This window comes from Rhodoferax sp., from assembly GCF_028689305.1.
Taxonomy (GTDB): Bacteria; Pseudomonadota; Gammaproteobacteria; order Burkholderiales; family Burkholderiaceae_C; genus Rhodoferax.
The window spans coordinates 34636-60109 of record NZ_JAQTWM010000012.1; the positions used below are offsets into that span (position 1 = coordinate 34636).

Genomic DNA, 25474 nt, shown 5'->3' on the forward strand with positions numbered 1-25474 from the left:
GTGCTGCACGTTTGCCATGATTGGCAAACATCGCGCGCCCCGCATTCATGGCCACCAACTTTCTCACCAAAATTTTCGGCAGTCGCAATGATCGCCTGCTCAAAAAATACCGCCATTCTGTCGCCAAGATCAATGCTTTGGAGGCCAGTTTTGAGCAGCTTTCGGATGAGGCCTTGCGCGCCAAGACGGAGGAGTTCAAACAACGGGTGAGCCAGGGGGAGTCACTCGATGCACTGCTGCCGGAAGCGTTTGCCGTGGTGCGTGAGGGTTCCAAGCGTGTCATGAAGATGCGCCATTTTGATGTGCAGTTGCTCGGTGGCATGTCGCTGCACTATGGCAAGATTTCCGAAATGGGCACCGGTGAAGGCAAGACCCTGACCGCCACCTTGCCGGTGTACTTGAACGCCTTGTCCGGCAAGGGGGTTCATGTGGTGACCGTCAATGACTACCTGGCCAGTCGTGATGCCCAATGGATGGGCAAGTTGTACAACTTTTTGGGTTTGACGGTCGGCATCAACCTGCCCAACGTGCCGCGCGAAGAAAAACAGGCGGCTTACCGTGCGGACATCACCTACGGCACCAACAACGAATACGGTTTTGACTATCTGCGCGACAACATGGTGTATGAGGCGGCAGACCGTGTACAGCGCGGCCTGAACTATGCCATCGTCGACGAGGTTGACTCGATCCTGATTGATGAAGCGCGCACACCCTTGATCATCAGTGGTCAGGCCGAAGACCAGACCAATTTGTACCAGGCCATCAAGCTCATCGTGCCGCAACTGGAGAAGCAGGAAGGTGAAGCCGATCCGCACACTGGCGAAGGTATCACCAAGCCCGGTGACTTCACGATGGATGAAAAAAGTCATCAGGTGTTCCTGACCGAGCGTGGCCATGAAAACGCCGAGCGCATCTTGTTTGAGATGGGATTGCTCCCCGAAGGGGCGAGCCTCTATGACCCGGCCAACATCACGCTGATGCACCATTTGTACGCGGCATTGCGCGCGCAGCATCTCTATCACCGCGACCAGCATTACGTGGTGCAGGCCGGCGAAATTGTGATCGTGGATGAGTTCACGGGTCGCTTGATGACCGGACGGCGCTGGAGTGATGGTTTGCATCAGGCGGTGGAGGCCAAGGAGGGGGTGGCGATCCAGCCCGAAAACCAAACCATGGCGTCCATCACGTTCCAGAACTATTTCCGCCTGTATGGCAAGCTGGCCGGCATGACCGGGACGGCCGACACGGAAGCTTATGAGTTTCAGGAAATCTACGGCCTGGAGACCGTGGTCATTCCGCCCAACCGGCCCAGCCGTCGTGACGATCAGCTTGATCGGGTCTACAAGACCACCCGCGAGAAATACGATGCTGCCATCAAGGACATCCGCGAGTGTTACGAGCGTGGCCAACCGGTGCTGGTTGGTACCACCTCCATTGAGAACTCCGAGATCATCTCGCAGTTGCTCGAGAAGGAAAAGTTGCCGCACCAGGTGCTCAATGCCAAGCAGCATGCCCGCGAAGCCGATATCGTGGCACAGGCTGGCCGACCCAAGATGATCACGATTGCGACCAACATGGCCGGTCGCGGGACTGACATCGTGCTGGGGGGCAACATCAGCAAGTCCATCGAAGCCATGGAGGCTGACGAAACCCTCGACGCCGCGCAAAAGCAGCAGAAGATCGAGGCCCTGCGCACTCAATGGTCGCAGGACCATGAGCTGGTGACCAAACTGGGCGGTTTGCGCATCATCGCCACCGAGCGCCATGAGTCGCGCCGTATTGACAACCAGCTGCGTGGCCGTTCCGGCCGGCAAGGTGACCCGGGGTCGTCGCGCTTTTATTTGAGTCTGGATGACTCCTTGATGCGCATCTTTGCCGGTGACCGGGTCAAAGCCATCATGGACCGGCTGAAGATGCCCGAAGGTGAGGCGATTGAAGCGGGCATCGTGACACGCAGCATTGAAAGCGCCCAACGCAAGGTGGAGGCTCGTAACTTCGACATGCGCAAGCAGTTGTTGGAGTACGACGATGTGGCCAATGATCAGCGCAAAGTGATTTACCAGCAGCGTAATGAGATTCTGGATGCGTCGGACCTGTCAGCGCAGATTCAGTCCTTGCGTGAAGGCTGCTTCGAGGACATCGTTCGTCAGTATGTCCCGCTGGAGTCGGTCGAAGAGCAATGGAGCCTGAAGGCCCTCGAAAAAGTGCTGGTTGATGAGTGGCAGATCCAACTGCCGCTGCAACAAAAAGTGAGTGCTGCCAGTGCCATCACTGACCACGACATCGTGGAGATGGTGCGGGCGCAGGCGAATGAGCTGTTTGATGCCAAGGTCGCGCTGGTTGGTGTTGACAACTTCACCCAGTTCGAGCGCATGGTGTTGTTGCAGGGTATTGACACGCATTGGCGTGATCACCTGAGTGCGCTGGACTACTTGCGCCAGGGTATCCATTTGCGCGGCTATGCCCAGAAGCAGCCCAAGCAGGAATACAAGCGTGAAGCGTTTGAACTGTTCGGCCAGATGCTGGACTCGGTCAAGAACGAGGTCACCAAGGTGCTGATGACGGTGCGGATTCAATCCAATGATGCCGTCGAACAGGCTGCAGCAGAAATGGAGAGTCGCGGTGAGCACATTGCCAACGTCACCTACAGTGCACCCAGTGAAACCGGTGAGGTTCAGGTCACCGTGGATGACGATACCGTGATTAAAAATGCCACCGTGCCACGAGTTGGCCGCAATGATCCCTGTCCTTGCGGTAGTGGCAAAAAGTACAAACAATGCCACGGCAAGCTGGCCTGAAAGTCAGCCTTCAAAATCGGGCTCAGGCCCGATTTTTCATTGCCTGATCCTTCTCCGAGTTGATTCCTGAAAGCCCACCATGTCTGTCAACCTCACTGCTCCCAACCCAGCCGAACTGTTCCCGATTGCCGGTGTACGTATCGGTGTGACCGAAGCCGGTATTCGCAAAGCCAACCGCAAGGATTTGACGGTGGTGCTGATGGATGAGGCGGCCTCGGTGGCTGGCGTGTTTACCCAGAACCGTTTTTGTGCTGCGCCGGTGCAGGTTTGTCGCGAGCATCTGGCGGCCGGGCAGGGCATCCGTGCCATGTTGGTCAATACCGGCAACGCCAACGCCGGCACCGGCGCCGATGGTCTGGCGCGTGCCAAGAGTACCTGTCAGGCGCTGGCCAGCCGGCTTGGTCTCCTGCCCGAACAGGTGCTGCCATTTTCGACCGGGGTGATCATGGAGCCCTTGCCACACGACCGCATTGAAGCCGGCCTGGAGGCGGCGCTGGCCGATGCCCGTGCCGACAACTGGGCGCGTGCTGCCGAGGCCATCATGACCACCGATACCGTGGCCAAGGCATTTGGTGCACAGGTCTTGATTGACGGTGTGCAAGTCAGCATCACCGGGATCAGCAAGGGCGCCGGCATGATCCGCCCGAACATGGCCACCATGCTGGGTTTCATGGCGACGGACGCCTGTGTCAGCCCGGACCTGATGAAGCAACTCGCCATCGATCTGGCCGAGGGCTCGTTCAACCGCGTCACGGTCGACGGCGATACCTCCACCAATGACTCGTTTGTGCTGATCGCCACCAACCGCGCGGCCCACGCCCTGATCACCTCGCTGGACAGTGCGGCGGGTCAGGCCTTGCGTGCGGCCATGCTCGATGTGGCGAAGAAGCTGGCGCAGGCGATTGTGCGTGACGGTGAGGGTGCCACCAAGTTCATCACCATCCAGGTGGATGGCGGCAGGACGCAAGCCGAGTGCCGTCAGGTTGCCTATGCCATCGCCCATTCACCCTTGGTCAAGACCGCATTCTTCGCCAGCGACCCCAATCTGGGCCGGATTCTGGCGGCGGTTGGTTACGCCGGCATCACCGATCTGGACCAGGCCGGCATTGACCTGTACCTTGATGATGTTCTTGTCGCGCACCAGGGCGGGCGCCATCCGGCTTATCGTGAAGAAGATGGTCAACGCGTCATGAAGCAGAGCGAAATCACCGTGCGGGTGCTGCTGGGGCGTGGCAGCGCGTCGGACACCGTCTGGACCTGTGACCTGAGCCACGACTATGTGTCCATCAATGCCGATTACCGCTCATGAGTGGCAACTTTGACCACCTGTTGCAGCGTGCTGAACAACTCATGGCGCGCCTTGAGCTGGTGCTGCCGCAACCACTGGCGCAGCCGGATTGGTCGGCCTCCAGCGCCTTCCGTTACCGTAAACGCAGCGCAGGCCGCAGCAGTCTGGAGCCGGTGCGCCATGTGGGGGCCATGCGACTGGATGACCTGAAGGAAATCGAGCCACAAAAAGAAAAAATCCGGCGCAACACCCTGCAGTTTGTGCGTGGTCAACTGGCCAACAACGTGCTGCTGACCGGCGCCCGTGGCACCGGCAAGTCATCACTGATTCGCGCCTGCCTCAACGAATATGCGGCCCAGGGCTTGCGCCTGATCGAAGTGGACAAAGCCGATTTGACGGATCTGCCTGATATCGTGGACCTGGTGTCAGAGCGGCCCGAGAAATTCATCGTTTTTTGTGATGATTTGAGTTTTGAGGACGGTGAACCGGGCTACAAGGCGCTCAAGTCGATCCTGGACGGCTCGGTTGCGGCCACCACCCCTAACGTACTGATTTACGCCACCAGCAACCGGCGCCATCTGTTGCCTGAGTACATGAAGGAAAACCTCAGCTACACCCACAGTGAGGACGGCGAGGTTCACCCGGGTGAAGGGGTGGAAGAAAAAATTTCCTTGTCCGAGCGTTTTGGCCTGTGGGTCAGCTTTTACTCCTTCAGCCAGGACGAATACCTGGGCATCGTCGCGCAGTGGTTGAGCTCGTTCGGCGTCAATTCACAGGCTGTGGAAGCGGCGCGGCCGCAGGCATTGGTCTGGGCGTTGGAGCGTGGTGCCCGCAGTGGCCGGGTGGCTTACCAGTTTGCCCGTGACTACGCTGGTCAGAACGCCAGCCAGGCATGACGGCGTTGACGACCCCTCTGGTGGCGGATGCTCACCAGGCGCGGCTGGGTGGACCGGATCGCCCCGTGGTGGATGTGGCGGTGGGGGTGCTGATCCAGCCAAATGGCGAGTTTTTGCTGACCTCACGGCCGCAGGGCAAGGTCTATGCCGGGTATTGGGAATTCCCCGGTGGCAAGTTGGAGGCTGGCGAAACGGTGGAGCAGGCGCTGGTACGTGAACTGCACGAAGAACTGGGTATTCACATCGGCCAGATCGTCCGTTGGCGCGAAGAAATGGTGGACTACCCGCACGCACTGGTACGCCTGCATTTTTGCAAGGTGCTGGACTGGACCGGGGCATTGCAGATGCGCGAGGCGCAAAGTTTTGCCTGGCAACACTTGCCGGTCACCGTGGCGCCGATCCTGCCGGGCACGGTGCCGGTGCTGCAATGGTTGGCCGCGGATGCCGGTTTTTCGGATGCTATCTATTAGATAGCTGTTTGTGCTTGTTTCATGCGGGCTAAGGGCCTGTTTTTCATAAATTCCCAGAAAAACGCCGAAGTGTCACCGGTTTCCCCGGCGGTGCACCTACCTCAGGCCATGTGGCCCGTGGCAAAGCCGTTTTGCCGCCAAGCCTCAAAAACAGTCACGGCCACGGCGTTGGACAGGTTTAGGCTGCGCTGACCGGCGACCATGGGCAATTTGATCGCACCGGCAGGGGTAAAAGATTGGCGCACCGTCTCACTCAGTCCTCGGGTTTCTGAGCCAAACACCAGGAAGTCCCCTGGGGCGAAGCGCGTGTCAAACACGCTGTGTCGGGCTCGCGTGGTCAGGGCAAACAGGTGTTCGGGCGCCGGCTTTTCGGCCGCCAGAAAGGCTGACCAGTCGGCGTGGCGCTTGACGGTGGCGTACTCGTGGTAATCCAGCCCGGCGCGGCGCATGTGTTTGTCATCCATGGAGAAACCCAGGGGCTCCACCAGGTGCAGGGTACAGCCGGTGTTGGCCGCCAGACGGATGACGTTGCCAGTATTCGGGGGGATTTCAGGCTCGACCAGGACAATATGAAACATGCCGCCATTGTCGCGCAGCGACCTACTCGGTGCGTGCAATCACCAGTCCGGTGACATGGCGGGCACCCGCTGCCTTGAGCACACTGGCCGCCTTGAAGAGCGAGGCACCAGTGGTCATCACATCGTCTACCAGGATCACCCGCCGGTTTTTCACCTCGGCAACATGCAGCGGGTCCACGGCAAAAGCGTGATTCAGGACGGTCAACCGTTCGGCGCGTTTGAGGGTGTGTTGTGCCGGGGTGTCCTTGATCCGCAGCAGGACATCGGCATTGGTTTTGTGGGGGGCCAGCTGCCGTGCCAGCAGCAGCGCCTGGTTGTAGCCCCGCTGCTTCAACCGGGCGGCTGACAGCGGCATCGGCAGCAGCAGGTCGGTTTGCTCCAGCTCAGCTTCCACCCAGGGGGCGGCCCGCAGCAAAGCAGCAAAGCTGCGCACCAGACCGGGCTCGGCGTGAAACTTGTAGTCCTGAATCAAGCTGGACCACGGATAGGCATAGGCCACGGCGGCCAGGCATCGATCCAATGGTGGCGTCTGTTTCAGGCAGGCGCCGCACCGGCGCCGGTCACCCGGCAGTGGCAGCGCGCAGGTTTCACAGCGCTGTTGGGGCTGGGCAAACTGGTGGACGCAGGCTTCACACACTGGCTGCGCCGGCCAGGCACGACACACCCGGCACTGGCTGGGCAGCCAGGACAACGCCGAACGGTTGGACAACAGCCCTGAAAGCAACTTGGCAAACATGGAGTCAATATACTCGCGGCCAGCCAAAGTTTTCCCATGCCACATCTTCAGCCCCCCACCATCGACTCGCAGGCCGCCCGGCGTTGGCGGCATTTGCCGGCCAGCGAATCACCATGGCTGCATGAGGAAGTGGCGCGCCGCATGCAGGAACGACTGGACTGGATCAAGCAACAACCCGCCAGCTGGGTGCATTGGGAGCCGGTGCGTGGTGGCTGGCAAGCCCATGGACTGTTGCGGCAGCGTTATCCCAAGGCCGTTTGTACCATCCTGGAGTCCTCTGTTGCAGGCGCCGCGCAGGCGCGGCTGGCGCTACGCCTGCCCTGGTGGCAGCCACAACGCTGGTTGCGCGCTCCAACCCCGGTGGTGACCCAGATTGACCTCCCGGCGCAGATGGTGTGGTCCAACATGGCGCTGCACATGGTGGCGGATCCCCGGGGGCTGATGGCGCAGTGGCATCAGGCCCTCGATGTGGACGGTTTCCTGATGTTTTCCTGCCTCGGGCCCGACACCCTGAAGGAGTTGCAGACGCTTTACCGGGCCTTGCAGTGGCCCGCGCCAGCGCACGATTTCACTGACATGCATGACTGGGGCGACATGCTGGTGTCTGCCGGGTTTGCCGAACCAGTGATGGATATGGAACGCATCACGCTGACCTTTGAGACCCCTGAGCGCTTGCTGCAGGAGCTGCGTGGCCTGGGGCGCAATCTGTCTGTCGGGCGGTTTGCTGGCTTGCGCGGGCGTCGCTGGCATCAGCACCTGTTGCAGGCGTTGGCGCGGCAGCCGTTGCAGCTGACCTTCGAGGTGATTTATGGCCATGCTTTCAGGCCGCCTGCCCGATTGACCGTGGGCACACACAGTGAAATCAGTCTGGACGACATGCGCGCCACTTTGGCGCGCGGCCGCGGCATGCCACACCAGCAAAGCCGCGCGCATGCGCAAATCGGCAAGGGAAATCCGAGATGAACGAATTCAATTTTCGCTGGGCCCTGATGGTGGCCTGTCTGCTGATTTTTACCGTGTCGTTCCTGGCCCTGTTGGTGGCCGCCTGGCGGCATCATCGAGCCGACAAACTCGGGCAGGAGAATTTTCACAGTTCGCTTTGGGTGGAAATTTCCTGGACCATCGTGCCCTGTGTGATTGTGTTGGCGCTGGTGTGGCCGACGGCACGGGTGTTCTGGACACCCTGATCACAGCGATTTGGCACGGCCATGGATGCCAAAGTATCGGGTTTCCCCGATCACTTTGCGGGCAGCTATAGCCCATTCGTCGACTAGAATCGTTTGATAAAGATCAAATGATCTGCAAATCTCGATGTGAAGGACCGTGAAATATGCGTAGTTTGTACAGGTTTGGCTTGGGCGTTCTGGCTGCTTTGGGGTCGGTGGCGGCCTGGGCTGGGTATGCCTTCAATTTTCCAGAGCCAGTGACCCCGATTGCACGCGAAACACTGCACATGCACAACCTGGTGATGGTGGTGATCCTGGTGTTGTTCTTTCTCGTTTTTGGATTGTTGCTGTACTCGTTTCGTACCCATCGGAAATCTGCCGGGTTCAAAGCGGCCACGTTCACGGCTCCCGTCGGCCGCAAGCAGTGGCTGTGGGTGCTTTCGCCGTTTGCCTTGCTGTTTTTCATTGATTACATTGTTTTTGGCATCCCGGCACTGCATGCGGTATTGATGTATGAAGACACCAAGACGGATGCTGAACTGGTGGTCAAGGTCACGGGTAGCCAGTGGCTGTGGCAATATGAGTTTCCGGCCGAAGGGGTGAGTTTTTCCAGTCGTCTGGTGACACCGCGTGACCAGATTGACAGTGGTGCAGCCAAAACCCCCAACTACCTGCTGGAAGTGGATAACCCCCTGGTGCTGCCCGCCGGCAAGAAAGTGCGTTTCATCACCACCTCCAATGATGTGATTCACAGCTGGTGGGTGCCGGCTTTTGGGGTTAAACGTGACGCCGTGCCTGGTTTTCTGCGCGAGTTCTGGGCCACGGTTGATAAGCCTGGTACCTATCGTGGTCAGTGTTCAGAGTTGTGTGGCAAGGAACACGGCTTCATGCCGGTGGTGGTCAATGTTGTGAGTCCGGAAGAGTTTGCCAAGTGGCTGGCCAGCAAGAAAGCGCCTGTGGCAGCCGCCGCTGTGCCCGAGACCAAAGTGGCTGTGGTGGCCAAAGCGGCTCAATAAGCCTGCGCAATCAGTTTTAGAAATTCAGTAGAAGGAGTTGGGAATGGCACACGATATGGCGCATGGTTTGCCGGGGGCGGATTCGCATGGCGAACATTATTCGGGTGGCTTTGTCCGGTGGCTGGAAACCACCAACCACAAAGACATCGGCATCATGTACCTGATTTTTGGTTTTGTCATGTTGTTTGTGGGTGGTGCCATGATTCTGGCGGTTCGGGCAGAACTGTTTCAGCCAGGCCTGCAACTCATGCAGCCCGAGTTTTTCAACCAGTTGATCACCCTGCACGGCCTGGTGATGGTGTTCGGTTTTGCCATGCCGGTGGCCACCGGTCTGGCCAACTACATGTTGCCATTGGTGCTGGGGGCGCCTGACATGGCCTTGCCCCGCTTGAACAACTGGGGCTTCTGGATTCTGCCGCCGGCGGCGATCATGCTGACCTTGCCGTTTGTGCTGGGGATGTTCGGTGTTGGGCCAGGTGGTGTGGATACGGGTTGGACCTTGTATGCGCCACTGTCCATTCAAAGTGGCTGGGGTATGGACTTCGCCATTTTTGCCATCCACATGCTGGGTGTGTCTTCCATTCTGGGGTCGATCAACGTCATTGTGACGGTCTTGAACATGCGCGCGCCCGGCATGACACTGATGAAGATGCCTTTGTTTGCCCATGGTTTCCTGATGACTGCCGTGCTGCTGATCACCATCATGCCGGTGTTTGCCGGTGGTGTGACCATGGTGCTGATGGATCGTCACTTTGATACGCATTTCTTTAATGCTGCGGGTGGTGGTGACCCGGTGTTGTGGCAACACATTTTCTGGTTCATGGGGCATCCTGAGGTGTATGTGTTGTTGTTGCCGATTGCCGGTGCCATTCCGCACGTGTTGTCAGCGTTCACCCGCAAGCCTACTTATGGCTACAAGGCGCAGGTGTATTCCTTCTGGGCGATTGCCGGCCTGGGGCTGATTGTCTGGGCGCACCACATGTTCACCAGCGGCATGTCGTTGGGTGGGCAGATTTACTTCATGTACGTGACCATGGCCATTTCGTTCCCGTTGGCTGTGTTGTTCTTTTGCTGGATTGCCTCGGTGTGGAAGGGCTCCATGACCTTTGAAACACCCATGCTGTTTGCCTTGGGTTTCCTGGTGTTGTTTGGTTGGGGCGGGCTGACGGGTCTGGCTTTGTCCGATGCTGCAGCTGATCCGCAGTACCACAACGCCTATTTCCTGGTGGCGCATTTTCACTACGCCTTTTACCCATCTGCCGTGATGGGGGCGATGGCTGCCATTTACTACTGGTTGCCCAAATGGACCGGTCACATGCTGGATGAAACTCTCGGCAAGTGGCATTTCTGGGTGGCGGTGGTGGGTTTCAACATCACCTTCATCCCGCAGTTTTTTGTCGGTCTGGCAGGTATGCCGCGGCGTATTCCCGACTATCCGCTGATGTTTGCGGAGTGGAACATGATCTCCAGTATTGGTGCTTTCATCCTGGGCGCTTCGCACCTGATTTTTGTCTACAACGTGATCAAGAACATCCGTGGTGGAGAAAAAGCAGAAGCCAAAGCCTGGGAGGGGGCCGAAGGTCTGGAGTGGACCGTGCCATCGCCGGCACCCTATCACACCTTTGAAACACCGCCGGAAATCAAGTAACTTGTTGTCGGTGTGAACCCATGAATTTGCCGAAACCTCCCGAGCAGCAGTTTGACCCAGAAGAGTGGGCCAAACGCAAGAGTGCCAACAAGCGGCTCGGCATTTTGTTTGGTGTGATTGTGCTGTTGATCTTTCTGGGCTCCATATGGAAATATCGCCCGTTATGACAGCACAGTCACTGGTGGATCGCCAGCGCAGCAACATGCGGCTGGCGATGCGGCTGTCCTTTGTGGCGCTGTTTTTTACCGCCTTTGGTTTTGCCATGGTTCCGTTGTATGACGTGATCTGCACGCTGACCGGGTTGAATGGCAAAACCAATGCCGTGGCCATGGTGGCAGACAAGAACACCCAGGTCGATACCACCCGGTGGGTCAATGTGGAGTTCTTGAGCCACACCATGCCTGGTGTCGGATTGCAGTTCAAGGCGGAACAGTTTTCCCTGCGTGTTCACCCGGGGGCCATCAACCACATCAATTACACCGTGACCAATACCACCGATCAAGTGTTTGTTGGGCAGGCCATTCCCAGCATTACACCCGCAGTGGCGGCGACTCATTTCGAAAAACTGGAGTGTTTTTGCTTCCGTCAGCAAACGTTCCAGCCCGGTGAGTCGCGCACGATGCCGGTGGTCTTTGTGGTGAATCCCAAGATGGACCGCGACCTGGGCACCGTCACGCTTTCGTACACATTTTTTGAGGCCGTCAAGGCCAAGAGTTGAGCCAGAAGGAAATCACATGACACATGCAACAGCTTCTGCCGGACGCGGCCACTATTTTGTGCCAGCGGCCAGCAATTACTCCACCTATCTGTCGGTGGGCGTTTTTCTGACCGCGTTAGGGTTCATTTTCCAGATCAATGGCACGCCCGCCGGTGTCTGGAGCATGCTGGCCGGTGCTGCACTCATTCTTTATGTGGTGGTTGGCTGGTTTGGCGAACTCATCAGTGAAAACGTGCGTGGTGTTTACACCAAGTGGGAAGACCGCTCTTATCGTATCGGTATGGTGTGGTTCATCTTCTCGGAAGTGATGTTTTTTGCCTGTTTTTTTGGTGCGCTGTATTACATCCGGCGCATTGCCCTGCCGGAACTCGGTGGCTATGAAGAGATCTTCACTCCTTACCTGAAGTTCACCAGTGCCTGGCCCAGTGCCGGCCCTCTGGGTGATCCGTTTTCTCCGATGCACGCCTGGGGGATTCCGGCGATCAACACCTTGTTGCTGCTGACTTCCGGTGCCACTTTGACCTGGGCACATTGGGGCTTGATCAAGGGTAAACGCAGTCAGCTCAATATCGGGCTGGCGCTGACAGTCTTGCTGGGCATGACCTTCATGGGTTTTCAGGTGTACGAATACGCCCACGCCTATGCCGAAATGGGTTTGACCCTGGGGGCCGGTGTTTACGGTGCCACTTTTTACATCCTGACCGGTTTTCACGGTTTTCACGTGACGCTGGGCACCATCATGCTGATCGTGATGCTGGGGCGCGGCATGAAAGGTCACTTTTCCGAACACAACCACTTTGCGTTTGAAGCAGTTGCCTGGTATTGGCACTTTGTTGACGTGGTGTGGCTGATCCTGTTTGTGTTTGTCTATATCCTCTGAACCGTTGGGCGCAAAATCCACTGTGCCCGGTGCACGGTGGACCCATCAGGCATCGATCACCCCCGCCCGGGGATGAGACCAAAATAAATACTGGCCAGCAACGTCAAAAACAGCCCGATGGACAGGCTGATGCGCACGGTCAGGGCTTGTACCACCCGTTTGCGCTTGCTGGCATCGTCATTTTTGAACAGCAAGGCCAGCGCGCTGAACAAGCTGGCCAGAATCATCACCAGGGTTACCAGAATTAAAATTTTTGCCAGCATCAATCACTCATCCAGAAGTTTTGGTGCATTATGCTTTTTTTCACCTTGGTGCATCACTTCCGTGCGTTTCGAATTCAGATGGCTTCCCGCCACCGCCACTTTGCTGGGCATGGTGCTTTTTGTTTACCTGGGCTTGTGGCAGTCCGGTAAAGGTGACAAGCTGGAGGCCGAACTGGCCCAGCATGCGGCCCGCCACCAGCTTGGCGCTGTGACCGTGGGCGCGTCTTTGGTGGATGCCAGCCAGCTGCGCGACGCGCCGATCACCGCCACCGGGTATTACGAACCGCAATATCAGATTTTTCTGGACAACCGACAGGACAACGGCCAGCCTGGTGTGCATGTCATTACGCCATTAAAAATCGAAGGAACGCAGAACCGGATCCTAGTCAACCGTGGCTGGGTCGGCTGGCCCCAGGGGCGCTCTGTGTTGCCCACGGTGGCGACTCCGGCCGGCCGGGTGCAGGTGACTGGGCTGGCCTTTGTGCCGTCGACCAAGAAGTTTTTTCTGATGCCCGATCATCCGGAAGTGTCCCCCCAATTGTGGTCCCGGCTGGATCTGGCCCGTTTTTCCGCTTTGCTGGGGCATCCTCTGCAGCCGGTGGTACTGTTGCAAAACAGCGGTGACGCCAACGACACGCTGGTGCGGCGTTGGGATCCGCCGGAAAACCGGGTCGGCATGCATCGTGGTTATGCCTTCCAGTGGTTTGGCATGGCGCTGGCCTTGCTGATTTTTTATCTGCTTGCCAGTATTCGCAAAGGTGATCGCACATGAGCCAGTCGGAAGCAGACAAGGTGCTTGAGTTGTCCGTGCATTCCCTGCCAAATCCGGCAGAAGCGGGGCGGCCGGCGTTGATCACCAGCCGCGTCAAATTGCTGGCGATTGTGTTCATCTGTTCCTTGCCAGTGTTGTTGGCGTACCTGACTTTTTACGTGGTGCGTCCGCAAGGGGAGGCTTCTTTTGGCCAACTGATTTCTCCGGTGCGGGTGTTGCCCGAGGCACCGGCCACGAACCTGGACGGTCAGCCCGTGCCATTGAGTTCACTCAAAGGGCAATGGCTGCTGGTCAAGGTCGATGGTGGTGCCTGCGCTCAGAACTGTCAGAAGCAATTGTTGTTGCTGCGCCAGTTCCGCTTGACGCTGGGCAAGGACATGGACCGGGTGGACTGGGTCTGGCTGATCAACGACCAGACAGCGGTGGAGCCGGTGTTACGGCAGGGGCTGACCAAGGACAAGGCCACGCTGCTGCGACTGGCCCCACCGGCATTGCAGGCCTGGTTTGACGTGCCGGCCGGCAAATCGCTGTCGGACTACATTTTTGTGGTGGATCCGATGGGCAACACCATGATGCGTTTTCCAGCACCATTTGACACCGCCGGTGCGGCCAAGGCGCGCCGCGATATGGACCACTTGCTGCGCGCCTCCCTGCCCTGGGATCCTCCCGGACGATGAAGGTGAACGAGTCATGAACGCTCAGTCGCTCTACGATTTTTCGCCACTGATCAGCCTGTTGCTGGTGGGGGTGCTGCTGGCTCTGGGACCGGTTGCCTGGGTGTGGCTGCGGCATCGGCACACCTCGCCGCTGAAAAAAGTGCAGGCGCTGCGCCTGCTGACCCTGTTTTTGACCTTTGACCTGGTGCTGTTTGGCGCTTTCACCCGCTTGACCGACTCGGGGCTGGGGTGTCCCGACTGGCCGGGTTGTTATGGCCAGAGCTCTCCGTTGGGGGCGTCCGATCATATCGCTGCGGCCCAGGCCGCTTTGCCATCCGGTCCGGTGACACATGCCAAAGCCTGGATCGAAATGTTGCATCGTTATCTGGCCATGGGGGTTGGCGTTCTGATTGTGTGCTTGGCTGCGTTGAGTTGGCGCGACTGGTGGCATCAGCGCAAGGTGGCGCGGGTGCCATTTCCCTGGTTGCCCACCGCCACCTTGCTGTGGGTGTGTCTGCAAGGGGCGTTTGGTGCCTTGACGGTGACCATGAAGCTGTTTCCGGCCATCGTGACCCTGCACTTGCTTGGGGCGTTGGGGTTGCTGGTGTTGTTGTGTCTGCCGGTGGCGCGCGAGGCCAAGACACGAGCCACCCGCCCCATGACGGCCGGACTGCGGCGCTGGTGGGGCTGGGCGTTTGCCGCGCTGCTGGTACAAGTGGCGCTGGGGGCCTGGGTCAGCACCAACTATGCCGTGCTGGCTTGCAGTGATTTTCCGACTTGCCAGGGGCGCTGGTGGCCTGACATGGACTTCCGCCAGGGCTTTGAATTGTGGCGCCCCCTGGGGTTCACCGCCACAGGGGTGCACATCAGTTTTGCAGCCTTGACGGCGATTCACTATGCGCACCGCCTGATGGCAGGGCTGGCCATGGTGTTGCTGATCGCACTGGCCTGGCAGCTCAATCGTGTCAAGCCATGGCGTGTTCACTCGCGTGTGCTGGCCGGGTTGATTGGCCTGCAACTGGCCACGGGTCTGAGCAACGTCGTGTTGGGCTGGCCACTGCTGGCTGCGCTGTTGCATACCGGTGGCGCCAGTGCTCTGGTGCTGACATTGACCTGGGTGGTGGCCGGTGGCCAGCCTCAAGAGACGTCATCAGGGCTGGCATCACGTGGTCAGCCTGTGGTCAGGGCGGCGGTATGAGCAAGGGGACGACGGCCGCCGCTGCGGCACCGACCTTACCGGTGTGGGCCCAGTATTACGCGCTGACCAAGCCGCGGGTGGTGCAACTGATTGTGTTTTGTGCCTTGATCGGCATGGTGCTGGCTGTACCCGGCGTGCCCTCTTGGCACGAAGTGGGTGTGGCCTTGCTGGCCTGCCTGGGCATCTGGCTGGTGGCTGGCGCTGCTGCCGCGTTCAACTGCATCATTGAAAAAAGCATTGATGCCAAGATGAAACGCACGTCCTGGCGCCCCACGGCCAAAGGAGAGTTGGGTGACCGCCAAACCTTGCTGTTCTCAGCCGCCCTATGTGGATTGGGCTCGGTGCTGCTGTATGTCTGGGTCAACCCGCTGACCATGTGGCTGACTTTTGCCACTTTCATCGGTTATGCCGTGATCTACACCGTGATTCTGAAACCCCTGACACCGCAAAACATTGTGATTGGTGGTGCGTCTGGCGCCATGCCACCGGTGCTGGGCTGGGCCGCGATGGCAGGGCAGGTCGGGCCGGAGGCGCTGATCCTGTTTCTGATCATCTTCCTGTGGACGCCACCACATTTCTGGGCCCTGGCCCTGTACCGGGTGGAAGACTACCGCAAGTCAGGCCTGCCGATGCTGCCGGTGACGCATGGCAGCGAGTTCACCCGCTTGATGGTGCTGCTCTACACCTTTATCCTGTTGGCGGCCTGCCTGCTGCCGTTCATCTACGGCATGAGTTCCTGGTTGTACTTGGTGGTGGCGCTGGGCTTGAGCATTGGGTTTTGCCTGCATGCGTATGGGCTGTGGCGTGATTATTCCGACCTGCTGGCTCGCAAGACCTTCCGCTTTTCCCTGATTCACCTGAGTGCGCTGTTTGCTGCGCTGCTGATTGACCATTACGTGCTGCCCTGAGTCGCCCGAACGAGGGTCTGCCGTGTTGGCCTGAATGGCTGGCAGTTTATGATGCACCGCATGAACAAACGAAATGCTCTTCAACTGATCGTTGCCTGTGCCGCCTGGAGCGGGGTTGTCAGCCAAATCACCGCCTGCTCTGACAGCACGCCCAAATTCACTGCGATTGACCTGACCGGCGCTGATTACGCCCGTGACTTTGCCCTGAAGGACCACAACGGTCAGTTGCGGACCCTGAAAGATTTCCAGGGCAAGATCGTCATGATGTTCTTTGGATACACCCAGTGCCCGGATGTCTGCCCGACCTCCATGACCGAAATGGTGGCCATCAGAAAACTGCTGGGCAAGGATGCCGATAAGGTTCAGTGCCTGTTTGTCACTATCGACCCCGAGCGCGACAAACCCGCCATGCTCAAGGACTACATGGCTGCCTTTGACCCGTCGTTTCTGGCGCTGGTGCCCGCACCCGAACAGCTGGCGGCACTGGCCAAAGACTACAAGGTGTATTACAAAAAGGTGGAAGGTCCCACGCCCACCAGTTACACCATGGATCACACGGCTGGCAGCTATGTCTATGACACCAAAGGGAAACTGCGGCTGTTTACCCGTTATGGCACCCAGCCGGAGCTGACGGCTGCCGACTTGCGCATCCTGCTGCAGCAGGCCGGCTAAAGACCGACCGCCGGCGCGCCTGGTTATTGGCTGCTGATGGCCAAGGACTTGATGATGCGGCCCAGCAGGACCGCGTCAGACTGGATGCGGTTGGACAATCCTTCCGGTGAAGAGCCCACCACCTGCCAGCCTTGCTGGAAGAGTTTTTGCCGCACCTCGGGTGAGCGTGCAATCTCACTGATCAGTGTGGAAAGCCTGGCCACGACTGGGGCCGGCATGGATTTGGGCGCCGCCACCGCGTTCCAGATTTCCAGATTGAAGTTGGCCACCCCCACCTCAGCCATACTTGGCAGATCGGGGGCCAGGGGGCTACGCCCGCTGCTGGTCACACCGATGGCCCGCAGTCTGCCGCCCTTGACCTGGGCGGTGGCCAGTGCTGGCGGCAACATCGACAGATGCAATTGCCCACCGATCATCGCGTTGGCCACCTGGGCGTAGCCGGGGTAGGGTACATGCACCGGCTTGATCCCGGTTTGGGCCTTGAACAGCTCCATGCCGATGTGACCCACCGTGCCAACGCCGGGTGAACCGTAACTCCAACCGTCACCGGCTTGCCGGGCTGCCGCCAGAAAAGCCGGTCCATCCGCGCCTGGCGCATTTTGCGGGGCCATCAACACCAGCGGAGACACGCCAACCAGGCTCACGGGTTTGAAATCCTTGAGCGGGTCATAGGGCACTTTCGGGTTGAGCAGCTTGGCAATGGTCAGGTTGCCGTTGATCATCAGACCCAGCGTGTGGTTGTCGGTGGCTTTGGCGACCAGATCAGCGGCAATATTGCCGCCGGCTCCCACGCGGTTTTCCACAATCACCGGCTGACCGAGTGCCTTGGACAACGGTTCGGCCAGGGTGCGCGCTGTCAGGTCGGGTGACGAACCACCGGGAAAACCGACAATGATGCGCACCGCTTTGTTGGGCCATGGCGCATTTTGTGTGTTATTTTGGGCGCTAGCCCAGGTAAACATTGATGATATAGCTATGAAAAATAGAGCATTTCGACGATGACTCGAACGCATGAACCGGTCTCCTGTGTGCAAAAAAATGCCCCCAGAGCAAGGTGCTGTGCTGGGGGCTGGGTCTGGCGGGAATCTGATTGAGGCCGGATCAGGCGAATTCAACCAGCGACTTCTTCATCTTCTTCATGGCCGCCACTTCAATCTGGCGGATGCGTTCGGCGCTGACGCCGTAGACCGCCGCCAGGTCATGCAACGTCATGCCGCCGGAGTTGTCGTCGTTCACCTTGAGCCAGCGCTCCTCCACAATGTGGCGGCTGCGGGCGTCCAGTGTGTCCAACGCCTGGGCCAGGCCATCACTGGCCAGCAGGTCACGGTGATGGGCTTCCAGCATGGCGGTGGGCTCATGGCTGGCATCGGTCAGGTAGGCAATCGGGCCATAGGCATCTTCGCCGTCATCGGACGGACTGGGGTCCAGCAGCACGTCACCGCCTGCCAGACGGGCTTCCATCTCGATCACCTCTTCACGCTTGACATTGAGCTCGGTGGCCATGGCATTGATCTGGCTGTCACTCAAGGTGTCTCGGTGAGTGTCCAGATCGGCCAGCGCGTTGTCGCTGCGAAAACGCTGCTTCATCGAGCGCAGGTTGAAAAACAGCTTGCGCTGGGCCTTGGTGGTGGCCACCTTGACCATGCGGCAGTTTTTCAGGATGTATTCGTGAATCTCGGCCTTGATCCAGTGCAGCGCGTAACTCACCAGGCGCACACCTTGATCCGGGTCAAAACGTTTGACGGCTTTCATCAGCCCCACATTGCCTTCCTGAATCAGGTCGCCATGCGGCAGGCCGTAGCCCAGATATTGACGGGCGGTGGACACCACCAGCCGCAGGTGCGACAGCACCAACTTTCCAGCGGCATCCAGGTCGTTGTCCTGGCGGAACTTGCGTGCGTAAGACTGCTCTTCCTCCGGGGTGAGCATGGGCATGCGGTTGACCGCCGAGATATAGGCGTCCAGATTGCCCAGCGAAGGCGTCAGCGCCCAAGGGTTGGCCAAAGTCATTGCAGAGCTTGTGGTGCCAGTGTGAATTGTCATGCCAGTACTCCTATTGCTCAATACTTCTATATTAGCACTCCCTAAGAGAGAGTGCTAATTGAAAAGTTCAATCACTTGATTGAAGACGGCTTTCAAAAAGTAACAGCGCCCGAGCCTGGTGTCCGCCTTGGGTACCAGGCTCGGGTAAGCACCCTCTGGGTGATTTCGGGGTCAGCGCAGGGCGTTCACATCGGCCACGGCCAGTGCCGTCATGTTCACCACGCGGCGCACGGTACTGGAGGGGTTCAACACGTGGGCGGTGGCGGCGGCGCCCAGCAGGATCGGCCCCACTGTCACGCCGTTGCCACCGGTCATCTTGAGCACGTTGAACAGGATGTTGGCGGCATCCAGGTTCGGGCAGATCAGGATGTTGGCGCGGTCGCTGAGGGTGTTGCCGATCAGCGCATGGCGGCGAATCTCTTCGGACAGCGCTGCGTCGCCTTGCAATTCGCCGTCGCACTCCACGTCCGGGCAAGCGGCCTTGAACAGTTCAGTGGCGCGGCGCATCTTGCGGGCCGAGGCCCGTTGGGAGGACCCATAGTTGGAGTGTGACAGAAACGCCACCTTGGCCGGCAGACCAAAGCGCCGCACCTCATCTGCTGCCATGCGGGCGATGGCACACAACTGTTCGGCACTGGGGTCTTCGTTGACATAGGTGTCGGCGACAAAAATCGAGTGGTGTTCCAGCATCAGGGCATTGAGCGTGGCAAAGGTATCGACCCCGGCCTTGCGGCCAATCACGTCGCGCACATGGTCCAGATGCACGTCAAAACGGCCATGCAGGCCACACAGCATGGCGTCGGCATCACCGAGCTTGATCATCAGCGCGGCAATGATGGTGGTGCTGCGCCGCACGGCCGCCTTGGCGGCCTCGGGGCTGACACCCTGGCGCCCCAGCAGCTGGTGGTAGGTTTCCCAATACTGGCGGAAACGCGGGTCCTCCTCGGGGTTGACGCAGTCCACATCACGCCCGAGTTGCAGGCGCAGGCCGGCTTTGGCAATACGCGCTTCGATCACTGCCGGGCGGCCGATCAGGATCGGACGGGCCAACCCTCCTTCGATGACGATCTGGGCGGCGCGCAGCACCCGTTCATCCTCACCTTCGGCGTAGGCCACGCGCTTGGCATTGGCGGGGGCGGTACGGGCGGCGTTGAACACCGGCTCCATCAACAGGCCGGTGGAATAGATGAAGCGCGACAGCTCGCGGCGGTAGGCTTCCATGTCCTTGATCGGTCGTGTGGCCACACCGGACTTTTCGGCCGCTGCCGCCACGGCCGGGGCAATGCGCAAAATCAGGCGCGAATCAAACGGTTTGGGGATGATGAAGTCCACGCCAAAGGCCAGCTCCTGGCCGGCGTAGGCGCTGGCCACCTCCTCGCTGATGTCGGCCTTGGCCAGATCGGCAATCTCGCGGACACAGGCCAGCTTCATTTCCTCGGTGATCTTGGTGGCGCCGCAGTCCAGCGCGCCGCGGAAGATGTAGGGGAAACACAGCACGTTGTTGACCTGGTTCGGGTAGTCCGAACGGCCGGTGGCAATGATGCAGTCCGGGCGCACGGCCTTGGCCAGCTCCGGGCGGATTTCCGGCTCGGGGTTGGCCAGCGCCAGAATGATGGGCTTGGGGGCCATGGTCTTGACCATGTCCGCTGTCAGCACCCCGGCGGCGGAGCAGCCCAGGAACACATCGGCGCCATTGACCGCATCGGCCAGCGTGCGCATCTCGGTGGCCTGGGCAAACCGGGCCTTGGACTCGTCATAACCACCGGGCCGGCCCTGGTAGATCACCCCCTTGGAGTCACAGACTGTCACATTCTTGACCTGCACGCCCAGGCCGACCATCACGGTCAGGCAGGCAATGGCCGCGGCACCGGCACCGGACACCGCCACCCGGACGTCGGCGATGTTTTTGTCCACCAGTTCCAGGCCGTTGAGCAGCGCCGCGCTGGAGATGATGGCCGTGCCGTGCTGGTCGTCATGAAACACCGGGATGCCCATGCGTTCGCTGAGCTTTTTCTCGATATAGAAACACTCTGGCGCCTTGATGTCTTCCAGGTTGATGCCGCCCAGCGTGGGCTCCAGTGCCGCGATGATCTCGATCAGCTTGTCGGGGTCGCGTTCGGCCAGTTCGATGTCAAACACATCGACGCCGGCAAATTTCTTGAACAGGCAGCCCTTGCCCTCCATCACCGGCTTGCCCGCCAGGGGGCCGATGTCCCCCAGGCCCAGCACTGCCGTGCCATTGGTGATCACCGCCACCAGGTTGCCGCGGCTGGTGTAGTCGTGTGCCAGCGCGGGATTGGCCTGGATTTCCAGGCAAGGGTAGGCGACGCCGGGCGAATAGGCCAACGACAGGTCGCGCTGGTTCATCAGCGGCTTGGTGGCGTTGACCGAAATCTTGCCACGGGTGGGGAAGCGGTGGTAGTCGGCAGCGGCGTCGCGCAGGGCTTGCTCGGCAGGGGAAAGCTTGTCAGTCATGGTGTCTCCAGTCAAATGCTGAATCAGGACTGTACACCTGCCACCCCGGCATTGGCCTGACAGCCCGGAGACATCAACGGACGCCAGTGTTGCGCGCAGTGGACGACTGGCCTGGTGCGCCGTTGAAAAACAGATTCAGTGTGATGGCACTCAGGCTGGCCAGCAAAATGCCGGAATCAATCAGCGGGTGGACACTGTGCGGCAGCCATTGTTTGAAGTTCGGCGCGATCAGGGGCACCATGCCCAGGCCCAACGAAATTGCCACAATCATGGCGTTGAAGCGGTTGGTCTTGAAGTCCACCCCGGCCAGGATCCGGATCCCGGTGGCCGCCACCATGCCAAACATCACCAGCCCGGCACCGCCAAGCACCACGGTGGGCAGGGATTCCACCAGGGCCGCCATCTTGGGCATCAAGCCCATGAGCATCAGCAACAGGCCACCGGCCACACAGACGAAGCGGCTCTTGACCCCCGTCACCGCCACCAGCCCCACGTTTTGCGAAAAACTGGTGTGGGGGAAAGTGTTGAGCAAGCCTCCCAACAGGGTGCCCAGGCCATCGGTGCGCAAACCCCGCGCCAGCGCAACCTGATCCACCGCACGGTCCGTCATTTCGCCCAGCGCCAGGAACATGCCGGTGGACTCGATCATGACCACCACCATCACCAGGGTCATGGTGGCGATCAGCACCGGGTCAAATTGCGGCAGGCCAAAGTGAAATGGCAGCACCAGCTCGAACCAGGGGGCCTGACTGACCTTGCTGAAGTTCATCCAGCCCAGCAGGGTGGCCACGATGCCGCCAATCACCAGCCCCAGCAGCACGGAGATATTGGCGACAAAACTGCGGCCATAACGCGCCAGCAGCAGGATCGAGACCAGCACCAGCGCCGAAATGGCGATGCCCGCCGGGCTGGCGTATTGGGGGTTGGGCAGGCTGGGGGCCAGCGTCAGCCCGGGCGGCACCGCCGGCAGGGTGGCTCCCGCAGCCGCTGTCGCCCGGCTGATCTCGGCCAGCCACTGGGCATGTTCGGGATTGACGATGAGCGCCCCGTTCGGGCCGCTCGGGTTGCCAAATATCCAGTGGATGCCGATACGCATCAGGCTGATCCCGATCACCAGAATGATGCTGCCGGTGACCAGGGGCGGGAAAAAACGCAGCAGGCGGCTGAACACTGGCGCGATCAGCATCGAGAGCAAGCCGGCCCCGATGGTGGCGCCAAAAATCAGTTGGGCGCCGACGTCGCCTGGGTTGCCCTGGGCAATCGCGACCATCGGTGGCACCGAGGCAAAGGTGACCCCCATCATCACCGGCAACCGGATGCCGAACCAGCGGGTGGCGCCAAACGACTGGATCAGCGTGACCAGACCGCAGCAAAACAGGTCGGCCGAGATCAGGTAGGCCACCTCCTGCGGGCTGAGTTTGAGCGCGCGCCCGACGATCAGCGGCACGGCAATGGCACCGGCATACATCACCAGCACATGCTGCAGCCCCAGGGCGGCCAGCCTGGCCGTGGGCAGCACTTCGTCCACCGGGTGTACTGTGCTTGTCATGGCGCGTTGGTCACTGCAGCAGGTCGGCCAGAGTGCGGGCGATGACCTGGGTGGCACGGCGCAGGTCGGCCAGATCAAGGTGTTCGTCGGCGCGTTTGGCGTTGGACTCACGCACCGTGCGCGGTCCGGCGCCGTAAATCACGCCGGGGATGCCCTGTTGCGCAAACAGCCGCACATCGGTGTACAGCGGTGTGCCTAAAGCGGGAATGGGCTCGCCAAACACGATTTCGCCATGCTTTTGGATGGCCTGCACCAGCGGCTGGTTGCCGGGCAGCGGTTTCATGGACTGGGCCAAGAGGATGCGTTTGACATCAACGCTGATGCCAGGACTTTCGGCGGCGGTCCTGGCGATCAGCTCACGCAGCCCGGCTTCCACTTCGGTCGCGTTCTCCTCGGGAATCATGCGCCGGTCCAGCTTGAAACTGACCTTGCCGGGGATCACGTTGGTGTTGGTGCCGCCCTGGATCAGGCCGACATTCAGGTAGGGGTGGGTGATGCCTTCGACCTGGGAGCGAATGCTGGCGCGGTACACCTCGTTTTGCGCGTACAACACGGTGAGGATTTTGACGGCAGCCTGCAAAGCATCGACGCCGGACTCGGGAATCGCCGCGTGGGCCATCTGGCCGTGCACCGTCACCTCCAGTTGCAGGCAGCCGTTGTGCGCGGTGATGACCTGGTAGCTGAAGCCTGCCGCAATCATCAGGTCGGGGCGGGTCAGATGGTGCTGGAGCAGCCAGCCGGGGCCCACCTCGCCGCCAAACTCCTCGTCGTAGGTGAACAGCAATTCAAGTTGGCCGCGTTGTGGCGGGCACACCGCCTCCAGCGCCCGCAGGGCAAAGGTGTAGGTGGCAAAGTCGCATTTGCTCACGGCGCTGGCGCGGCCATAAATCTTGCCGTCTTCGATCTCGCCACCGTAGGGGTCGTGCGTCCAGCCCTCGCCAGGCGGCACCACGTCGCCATGGGCGTTGAGCGCAATGGTTTTGCCGCCTGCGCCATAGGAACGGCGCACGATCAGGTTGGTGATGCTTTGCAGTCCGGCGGCTTGCACCTCGGCTTGCGGCACCGGGTGTTTTTCCGCTTCAAGGCCCATGGCCGCCAGCAGCGCTGCCGTGCGCTCGGCATGCGGCGCGTTGTTGCCCGGCGGGGTGTCGGTGGGAACGCGGATGAGTTCTTGCAGAAAGCGCACCTGTTCGTCAAAGTGCGCTTCAATCCATTGGTCCAGGGCGGTGTAGGTGCTCATGAGGTGGTGCTTCGGTGATGATCTGCCTGGCCGTCATCCGCAGCCAGTTGGGTTAACAGGTTATGAAAGGCTTCCACCGCCAGCTGCATGTCGTCGCTGGTGGTGGATTCGAGTGGGTTGTGGCTGATGCCGGCATTCTGGCCGCGCACAAACAGCATGGCTTGGGGCATAACCTCGTGCAGTTTCATGGCATCGTGCCCAGCCCCGCTGGGCAGGTGGTGCAGCGGCAAGCCCAAGGCCGCCACGGCGGTTTCCCAGCGCTGCTGCCACGCGGGCGCGCTGGGGGCGGCGCTGGCGCGCAGCGTCTGCTGCAACTCCAACGTCAGGCCGCGCCGCTGGCAGATGTGCGCCAATTGTTGCAGCACATCACCCTCCAATTGCTTGCGCTGCAGGTCGTTGGGTGCCCGCAAGTCCAGGCTGAAAGTGCAGCGGCCCGGCACCACGTTGACGCTGCCGCCGGGCACGTTGATCTGGCCCATGGTGGCCACTGAATCGCCGTCCTGCGCGGCGCGCTGCTCCAGGTACAAGGCCAACTCGGCGACCGCGCCCAGGGCATCGCGGCGCTGGTTCATCGGGGTGGTGCCGGCGTGGCTGGCCTGGCCGGTGACGCTGCCGGTGTAGCGCACGCTGGCGTTGATGGCCGTCACCACGCCCAGCGGCAGGTTCAGCGCATTGAGCACCGGGCCTTGTTCGATGTGCACCTCGACAAAACCCAGGTACTGCGCCGGGTCGCGCTTCAGGCTGGCGATGCGTGCCAGCACCGCATCCAGAGGCTCTGCGCCGCACAACCCGGCTTGCTGCATGGCGGCGTGCATCGTCACGCCATCGGCATCCTGCTGCGCAAGCCACTCGGGCTTGAAGTCGCCCACCAGCGCGCCGGAGCCGAGAAAGGTGGCGGCAAAGCGCTGGCCTTCTTCTTCGGCAAAGGCCACCACTTCGATGGCAAACGGCAGGCGGCGGCCAGTGCGGTGTAACGCACGCACGCAGGCCATCGGCGCCAAAATGCCCAGGCGGCCATCGTATTTGCCGCCGTTGCGCACCGTGTCGTAGTGGCTGCCGGTCAGCAGGGCGGCAGTATTTGCAGGCTTTTCAGGGGGGTAGCCCGCGTGTTGATTGCCTATGTAGCTATTATTTTCATAGCGTCCAACCACATTGCCTACCGCGTCGATGGTCACCGAGTCAAAACCGCAGGCCCGCATCTGGGTGAACAACCAGGCGGCGCAGGCGCGGTGGGCGTCACTCAGGTAAGTCACGGTGAGCTGGCCGTGCTCGGCATAACCGGGTTCGGAAAACACACTGAGCTGTTCGTGCCAGTCCCACACCTGGTGGCCCAGCGTGGGGGACTGGCCAAACTTGTCGTTCAGGCGGAGCTCGGCAATGCGGTGGATGTTGCGCAGGCATTCCTGCAACTCAAAATCGGGGTGGTTTTGCAGGCGGCGGGTAAAGGTGGCGATGATCTCGGCGCGGCTCAAGCCGGTGCCACGCGGGCCGCGCACCGCCAGGA

25 protein-coding genes are annotated in these 25474 nt (G+C 60.2%); 16 read left to right on the forward strand and 9 right to left on the reverse strand.

All coding sequences use genetic code 11. The annotated features are described in order from the left end of the window. Positions 1-47: 47 nt before the first annotated feature. From secA to PHW99_RS04460, 4 genes are all read left to right on the forward strand, one after another. The gene (gene secA, locus PHW99_RS04445) at positions 48-2798 is read left to right on the forward strand and encodes a preprotein translocase subunit SecA (protein WP_300174186.1); all 2751 of its coding nucleotides are present in this window, start codon (positions 48-50) and stop codon (positions 2796-2798) included. Positions 2799-2877: 79 nt separating this feature from the next. Next, positions 2878-4107 (forward strand): bifunctional glutamate N-acetyltransferase/amino-acid acetyltransferase ArgJ, encoded by a 1230-nt coding sequence (gene argJ / locus PHW99_RS04450; RefSeq protein WP_300174188.1) that lies wholly within the window; start codon positions 2878-2880, stop codon positions 4105-4107. After that, positions 4104-4982, forward strand: coding sequence for an ATP-binding protein (locus PHW99_RS04455; RefSeq protein WP_300174190.1), 879 nt, complete (start codon positions 4104-4106; stop codon positions 4980-4982). Before argJ ends, PHW99_RS04455 begins: the two co-directional genes overlap by 4 nt. Continuing rightward, a complete protein-coding gene (locus PHW99_RS04460) occupies positions 4979-5452 on the forward strand; it encodes an NUDIX domain-containing protein (protein WP_300174192.1) in 474 nt (157 codons plus the stop codon). The genes PHW99_RS04455 and PHW99_RS04460 overlap by 4 nt, the downstream gene beginning before the upstream one ends. Positions 5453-5553: 101 nt before the next feature. On the opposite strand, the gene PHW99_RS04465 is transcribed toward PHW99_RS04460, so the two are convergent. After that, positions 5554-6030, reverse strand: a complete 477-nt coding sequence (locus tag PHW99_RS04465; RefSeq protein WP_300174194.1) for a tRNA (cytidine(34)-2'-O)-methyltransferase — start codon at positions 6028-6030, stop codon at positions 5554-5556. Between the two features lie 22 nt (positions 6031-6052). Then, positions 6053-6766: a ComF family protein gene (locus PHW99_RS04470; protein WP_300174196.1), complete on the reverse strand. Its 714-nt coding sequence runs from the start codon at positions 6764-6766 to the stop codon at positions 6053-6055. Positions 6767-6802: 36 nt separating this feature from the next. Here PHW99_RS04470 and PHW99_RS04475 point away from each other — a divergent pair, with 36 nt between their 5' ends. From PHW99_RS04475 to PHW99_RS04505, 7 genes are all read left to right on the forward strand, one after another. Beyond that, the gene (locus PHW99_RS04475; RefSeq protein WP_300174198.1) at positions 6803-7729 is read left to right on the forward strand and encodes a biotin synthase; all 927 of its coding nucleotides are present in this window, start codon (positions 6803-6805) and stop codon (positions 7727-7729) included. Beyond that, on the forward strand, positions 7726-7953 hold the full coding sequence (locus PHW99_RS04480) for a cytochrome c oxidase subunit II transmembrane domain-containing protein (protein ID WP_300174200.1): 228 nt from the start codon (positions 7726-7728) through the stop codon (positions 7951-7953). The genes PHW99_RS04475 and PHW99_RS04480 overlap by 4 nt, the downstream gene beginning before the upstream one ends. Positions 7954-8096: 143 nt before the next feature. Next, positions 8097-8948, forward strand: coding sequence for a cytochrome c oxidase subunit II (gene coxB, locus PHW99_RS04485; RefSeq protein ID WP_300174202.1), 852 nt, complete (start codon positions 8097-8099; stop codon positions 8946-8948). A 55-nt stretch (positions 8949-9003) separates the two neighbouring features. Beyond that, positions 9004-10596 (forward strand): cytochrome c oxidase subunit 1, encoded by a 1593-nt coding sequence (locus tag PHW99_RS04490; RefSeq protein WP_300174242.1) that lies wholly within the window; start codon positions 9004-9006, stop codon positions 10594-10596. 20 nt (positions 10597-10616) lie between these two features. Next, positions 10617-10763, forward strand: a complete 147-nt coding sequence (locus PHW99_RS04495; RefSeq protein ID WP_300174204.1) for a hypothetical protein — start codon at positions 10617-10619, stop codon at positions 10761-10763. Further along, the gene (locus PHW99_RS04500; protein WP_300174206.1) at positions 10760-11314 is read left to right on the forward strand and encodes a cytochrome c oxidase assembly protein; all 555 of its coding nucleotides are present in this window, start codon (positions 10760-10762) and stop codon (positions 11312-11314) included. Before PHW99_RS04495 ends, PHW99_RS04500 begins: the two co-directional genes overlap by 4 nt. Positions 11315-11330: 16 nt before the next feature. After that, positions 11331-12194 (forward strand): cytochrome c oxidase subunit 3, encoded by an 864-nt coding sequence (locus tag PHW99_RS04505; protein WP_300174208.1) that lies wholly within the window; start codon positions 11331-11333, stop codon positions 12192-12194. A gap of 56 nt (positions 12195-12250) precedes the next feature. Here the strand turns inward: PHW99_RS04505 and PHW99_RS04510 are convergent, their stop codons facing one another. Then, positions 12251-12457, reverse strand: a complete 207-nt coding sequence (locus PHW99_RS04510) for a DUF2909 domain-containing protein (protein ID WP_300174210.1) — start codon at positions 12455-12457, stop codon at positions 12251-12253. Between the two features lie 61 nt (positions 12458-12518). On the opposite strand from PHW99_RS04510, the gene PHW99_RS04515 reads away from it, so the two are divergent. The 5 genes from PHW99_RS04515 to PHW99_RS04535 are packed head-to-tail and all read left to right on the forward strand — an operon-like array spanning position 12519 to position 16663. Next, entirely contained in the window at positions 12519-13229 is a 711-nt protein-coding gene (locus PHW99_RS04515) for an SURF1 family protein (RefSeq protein ID WP_300174212.1), read from the forward strand. Beyond that, on the forward strand, positions 13226-13906 hold the full coding sequence (locus tag PHW99_RS04520) for a hypothetical protein (RefSeq protein ID WP_300174214.1): 681 nt from the start codon (positions 13226-13228) through the stop codon (positions 13904-13906). The genes PHW99_RS04515 and PHW99_RS04520 overlap by 4 nt, the downstream gene beginning before the upstream one ends. A 13-nt stretch (positions 13907-13919) precedes the next feature. Further along, positions 13920-15083 carry a heme A synthase gene (locus PHW99_RS04525; protein WP_300174216.1) on the forward strand — a complete coding sequence of 388 codons (1164 nt, stop codon included), beginning with the start codon at positions 13920-13922 and terminating at the stop codon, positions 15081-15083. Next, the gene (cyoE, locus tag PHW99_RS04530; RefSeq protein WP_300174218.1) at positions 15080-15991 is read left to right on the forward strand and encodes a heme o synthase; all 912 of its coding nucleotides are present in this window, start codon (positions 15080-15082) and stop codon (positions 15989-15991) included. The genes PHW99_RS04525 and cyoE overlap by 4 nt, the downstream gene beginning before the upstream one ends. 60 nt (positions 15992-16051) lie before the next feature. Next, positions 16052-16663 (forward strand): SCO family protein, encoded by a 612-nt coding sequence (locus PHW99_RS04535; protein ID WP_300174220.1) that lies wholly within the window; start codon positions 16052-16054, stop codon positions 16661-16663. A 23-nt stretch (positions 16664-16686) separates the two neighbouring features. Here PHW99_RS04535 and PHW99_RS04540 read toward each other — a convergent pair whose 3' ends face one another. From PHW99_RS04540 to PHW99_RS04565, 6 genes are all read right to left on the reverse strand, one after another. Further along, positions 16687-17625, reverse strand: a complete 939-nt coding sequence (locus PHW99_RS04540) for a tripartite tricarboxylate transporter substrate binding protein (protein ID WP_300174222.1) — start codon at positions 17623-17625, stop codon at positions 16687-16689. A gap of 139 nt (positions 17626-17764) precedes the next feature. Then, complete coding sequence (rpoH, locus tag PHW99_RS04545) at positions 17765-18706, reverse strand: RNA polymerase sigma factor RpoH (protein ID WP_300174224.1); 942 nt, start codon at positions 18704-18706, stop codon at positions 17765-17767. Between the two features lie 171 nt (positions 18707-18877). Continuing rightward, positions 18878-21181, reverse strand: a complete 2304-nt coding sequence (locus PHW99_RS04550) for an NADP-dependent malic enzyme (RefSeq protein ID WP_300174226.1) — start codon at positions 21179-21181, stop codon at positions 18878-18880. 73 nt (positions 21182-21254) lie between these two features. Then, positions 21255-22730: a nucleobase:cation symporter-2 family protein gene (locus PHW99_RS04555; protein WP_300174228.1), complete on the reverse strand. Its 1476-nt coding sequence runs from the start codon at positions 22728-22730 to the stop codon at positions 21255-21257. Between the two features lie 10 nt (positions 22731-22740). After that, positions 22741-23970: a M20/M25/M40 family metallo-hydrolase gene (locus PHW99_RS04560; protein WP_300174230.1), complete on the reverse strand. Its 1230-nt coding sequence runs from the start codon at positions 23968-23970 to the stop codon at positions 22741-22743. Beyond that, the coding region (locus PHW99_RS04565; RefSeq protein WP_300174232.1) for a hydantoinase/carbamoylase family amidase at positions 23967-25474 on the reverse strand (1508 nt) is incomplete at its 5' end. The genes PHW99_RS04560 and PHW99_RS04565, both read right to left, overlap by 4 nt.

What these genes read in the sequence shown, in the direction of transcription:
- PHW99_RS04480 (WP_300174200.1), top strand. Translation starts at nt 7,726, where the DNA reads ATGAACGAATTCAATTTTCGCTGGGCCCTGATGGTGGCCTGTCTGCTG.
- PHW99_RS04505 (WP_300174208.1), top strand. Translation starts at nt 11,331, where the DNA reads ATGACACATGCAACAGCTTCTGCCGGACGCGGCCACTATTTTGTGCCA.
- cyoE (WP_300174218.1), top strand. Translation starts at nt 15,080, where the DNA reads ATGAGCAAGGGGACGACGGCCGCCGCTGCGGCACCGACCTTACCGGTG.
- argJ (WP_300174188.1), top strand. Translation starts at nt 2,878, where the DNA reads ATGTCTGTCAACCTCACTGCTCCCAACCCAGCCGAACTGTTCCCGATT.
- PHW99_RS04525 (WP_300174216.1), top strand. Translation starts at nt 13,920, where the DNA reads ATGAACGCTCAGTCGCTCTACGATTTTTCGCCACTGATCAGCCTGTTG.
- PHW99_RS04470 (WP_300174196.1), bottom strand. Translation starts at nt 6,766, where the DNA reads ATGTTTGCCAAGTTGCTTTCAGGGCTGTTGTCCAACCGTTCGGCGTTG.
- rpoH (WP_300174224.1), bottom strand. Translation starts at nt 18,706, where the DNA reads ATGACAATTCACACTGGCACCACAAGCTCTGCAATGACTTTGGCCAAC.
- PHW99_RS04475 (WP_300174198.1), top strand. Translation starts at nt 6,803, where the DNA reads ATGCCACATCTTCAGCCCCCCACCATCGACTCGCAGGCCGCCCGGCGT.
- PHW99_RS04465 (WP_300174194.1), bottom strand. Translation starts at nt 6,030, where the DNA reads ATGTTTCATATTGTCCTGGTCGAGCCTGAAATCCCCCCGAATACTGGC.
- PHW99_RS04500 (WP_300174206.1), top strand. Translation starts at nt 10,760, where the DNA reads ATGACAGCACAGTCACTGGTGGATCGCCAGCGCAGCAACATGCGGCTG.
- PHW99_RS04535 (WP_300174220.1), top strand. Translation starts at nt 16,052, where the DNA reads ATGAACAAACGAAATGCTCTTCAACTGATCGTTGCCTGTGCCGCCTGG.
- PHW99_RS04540 (WP_300174222.1), bottom strand. Translation starts at nt 17,625, where the DNA reads ATGTTTACCTGGGCTAGCGCCCAAAATAACACACAAAATGCGCCATGG.
- PHW99_RS04520 (WP_300174214.1), top strand. Translation starts at nt 13,226, where the DNA reads ATGAGCCAGTCGGAAGCAGACAAGGTGCTTGAGTTGTCCGTGCATTCC.
- PHW99_RS04495 (WP_300174204.1), top strand. Translation starts at nt 10,617, where the DNA reads ATGAATTTGCCGAAACCTCCCGAGCAGCAGTTTGACCCAGAAGAGTGG.
- PHW99_RS04510 (WP_300174210.1), bottom strand. Translation starts at nt 12,457, where the DNA reads ATGCTGGCAAAAATTTTAATTCTGGTAACCCTGGTGATGATTCTGGCC.
- PHW99_RS04490 (WP_300174242.1), top strand. Translation starts at nt 9,004, where the DNA reads ATGGCGCATGGTTTGCCGGGGGCGGATTCGCATGGCGAACATTATTCG.
- PHW99_RS04550 (WP_300174226.1), bottom strand. Translation starts at nt 21,181, where the DNA reads ATGACTGACAAGCTTTCCCCTGCCGAGCAAGCCCTGCGCGACGCCGCT.
- coxB (WP_300174202.1), top strand. Translation starts at nt 8,097, where the DNA reads ATGCGTAGTTTGTACAGGTTTGGCTTGGGCGTTCTGGCTGCTTTGGGG.
- PHW99_RS04455 (WP_300174190.1), top strand. Translation starts at nt 4,104, where the DNA reads ATGAGTGGCAACTTTGACCACCTGTTGCAGCGTGCTGAACAACTCATG.
- secA (WP_300174186.1), top strand. Translation starts at nt 48, where the DNA reads ATGGCCACCAACTTTCTCACCAAAATTTTCGGCAGTCGCAATGATCGC.
- PHW99_RS04560 (WP_300174230.1), bottom strand. Translation starts at nt 23,970, where the DNA reads ATGAGCACCTACACCGCCCTGGACCAATGGATTGAAGCGCACTTTGAC.
- PHW99_RS04460 (WP_300174192.1), top strand. Translation starts at nt 4,979, where the DNA reads ATGACGGCGTTGACGACCCCTCTGGTGGCGGATGCTCACCAGGCGCGG.
- PHW99_RS04555 (WP_300174228.1), bottom strand. Translation starts at nt 22,730, where the DNA reads ATGACAAGCACAGTACACCCGGTGGACGAAGTGCTGCCCACGGCCAGG.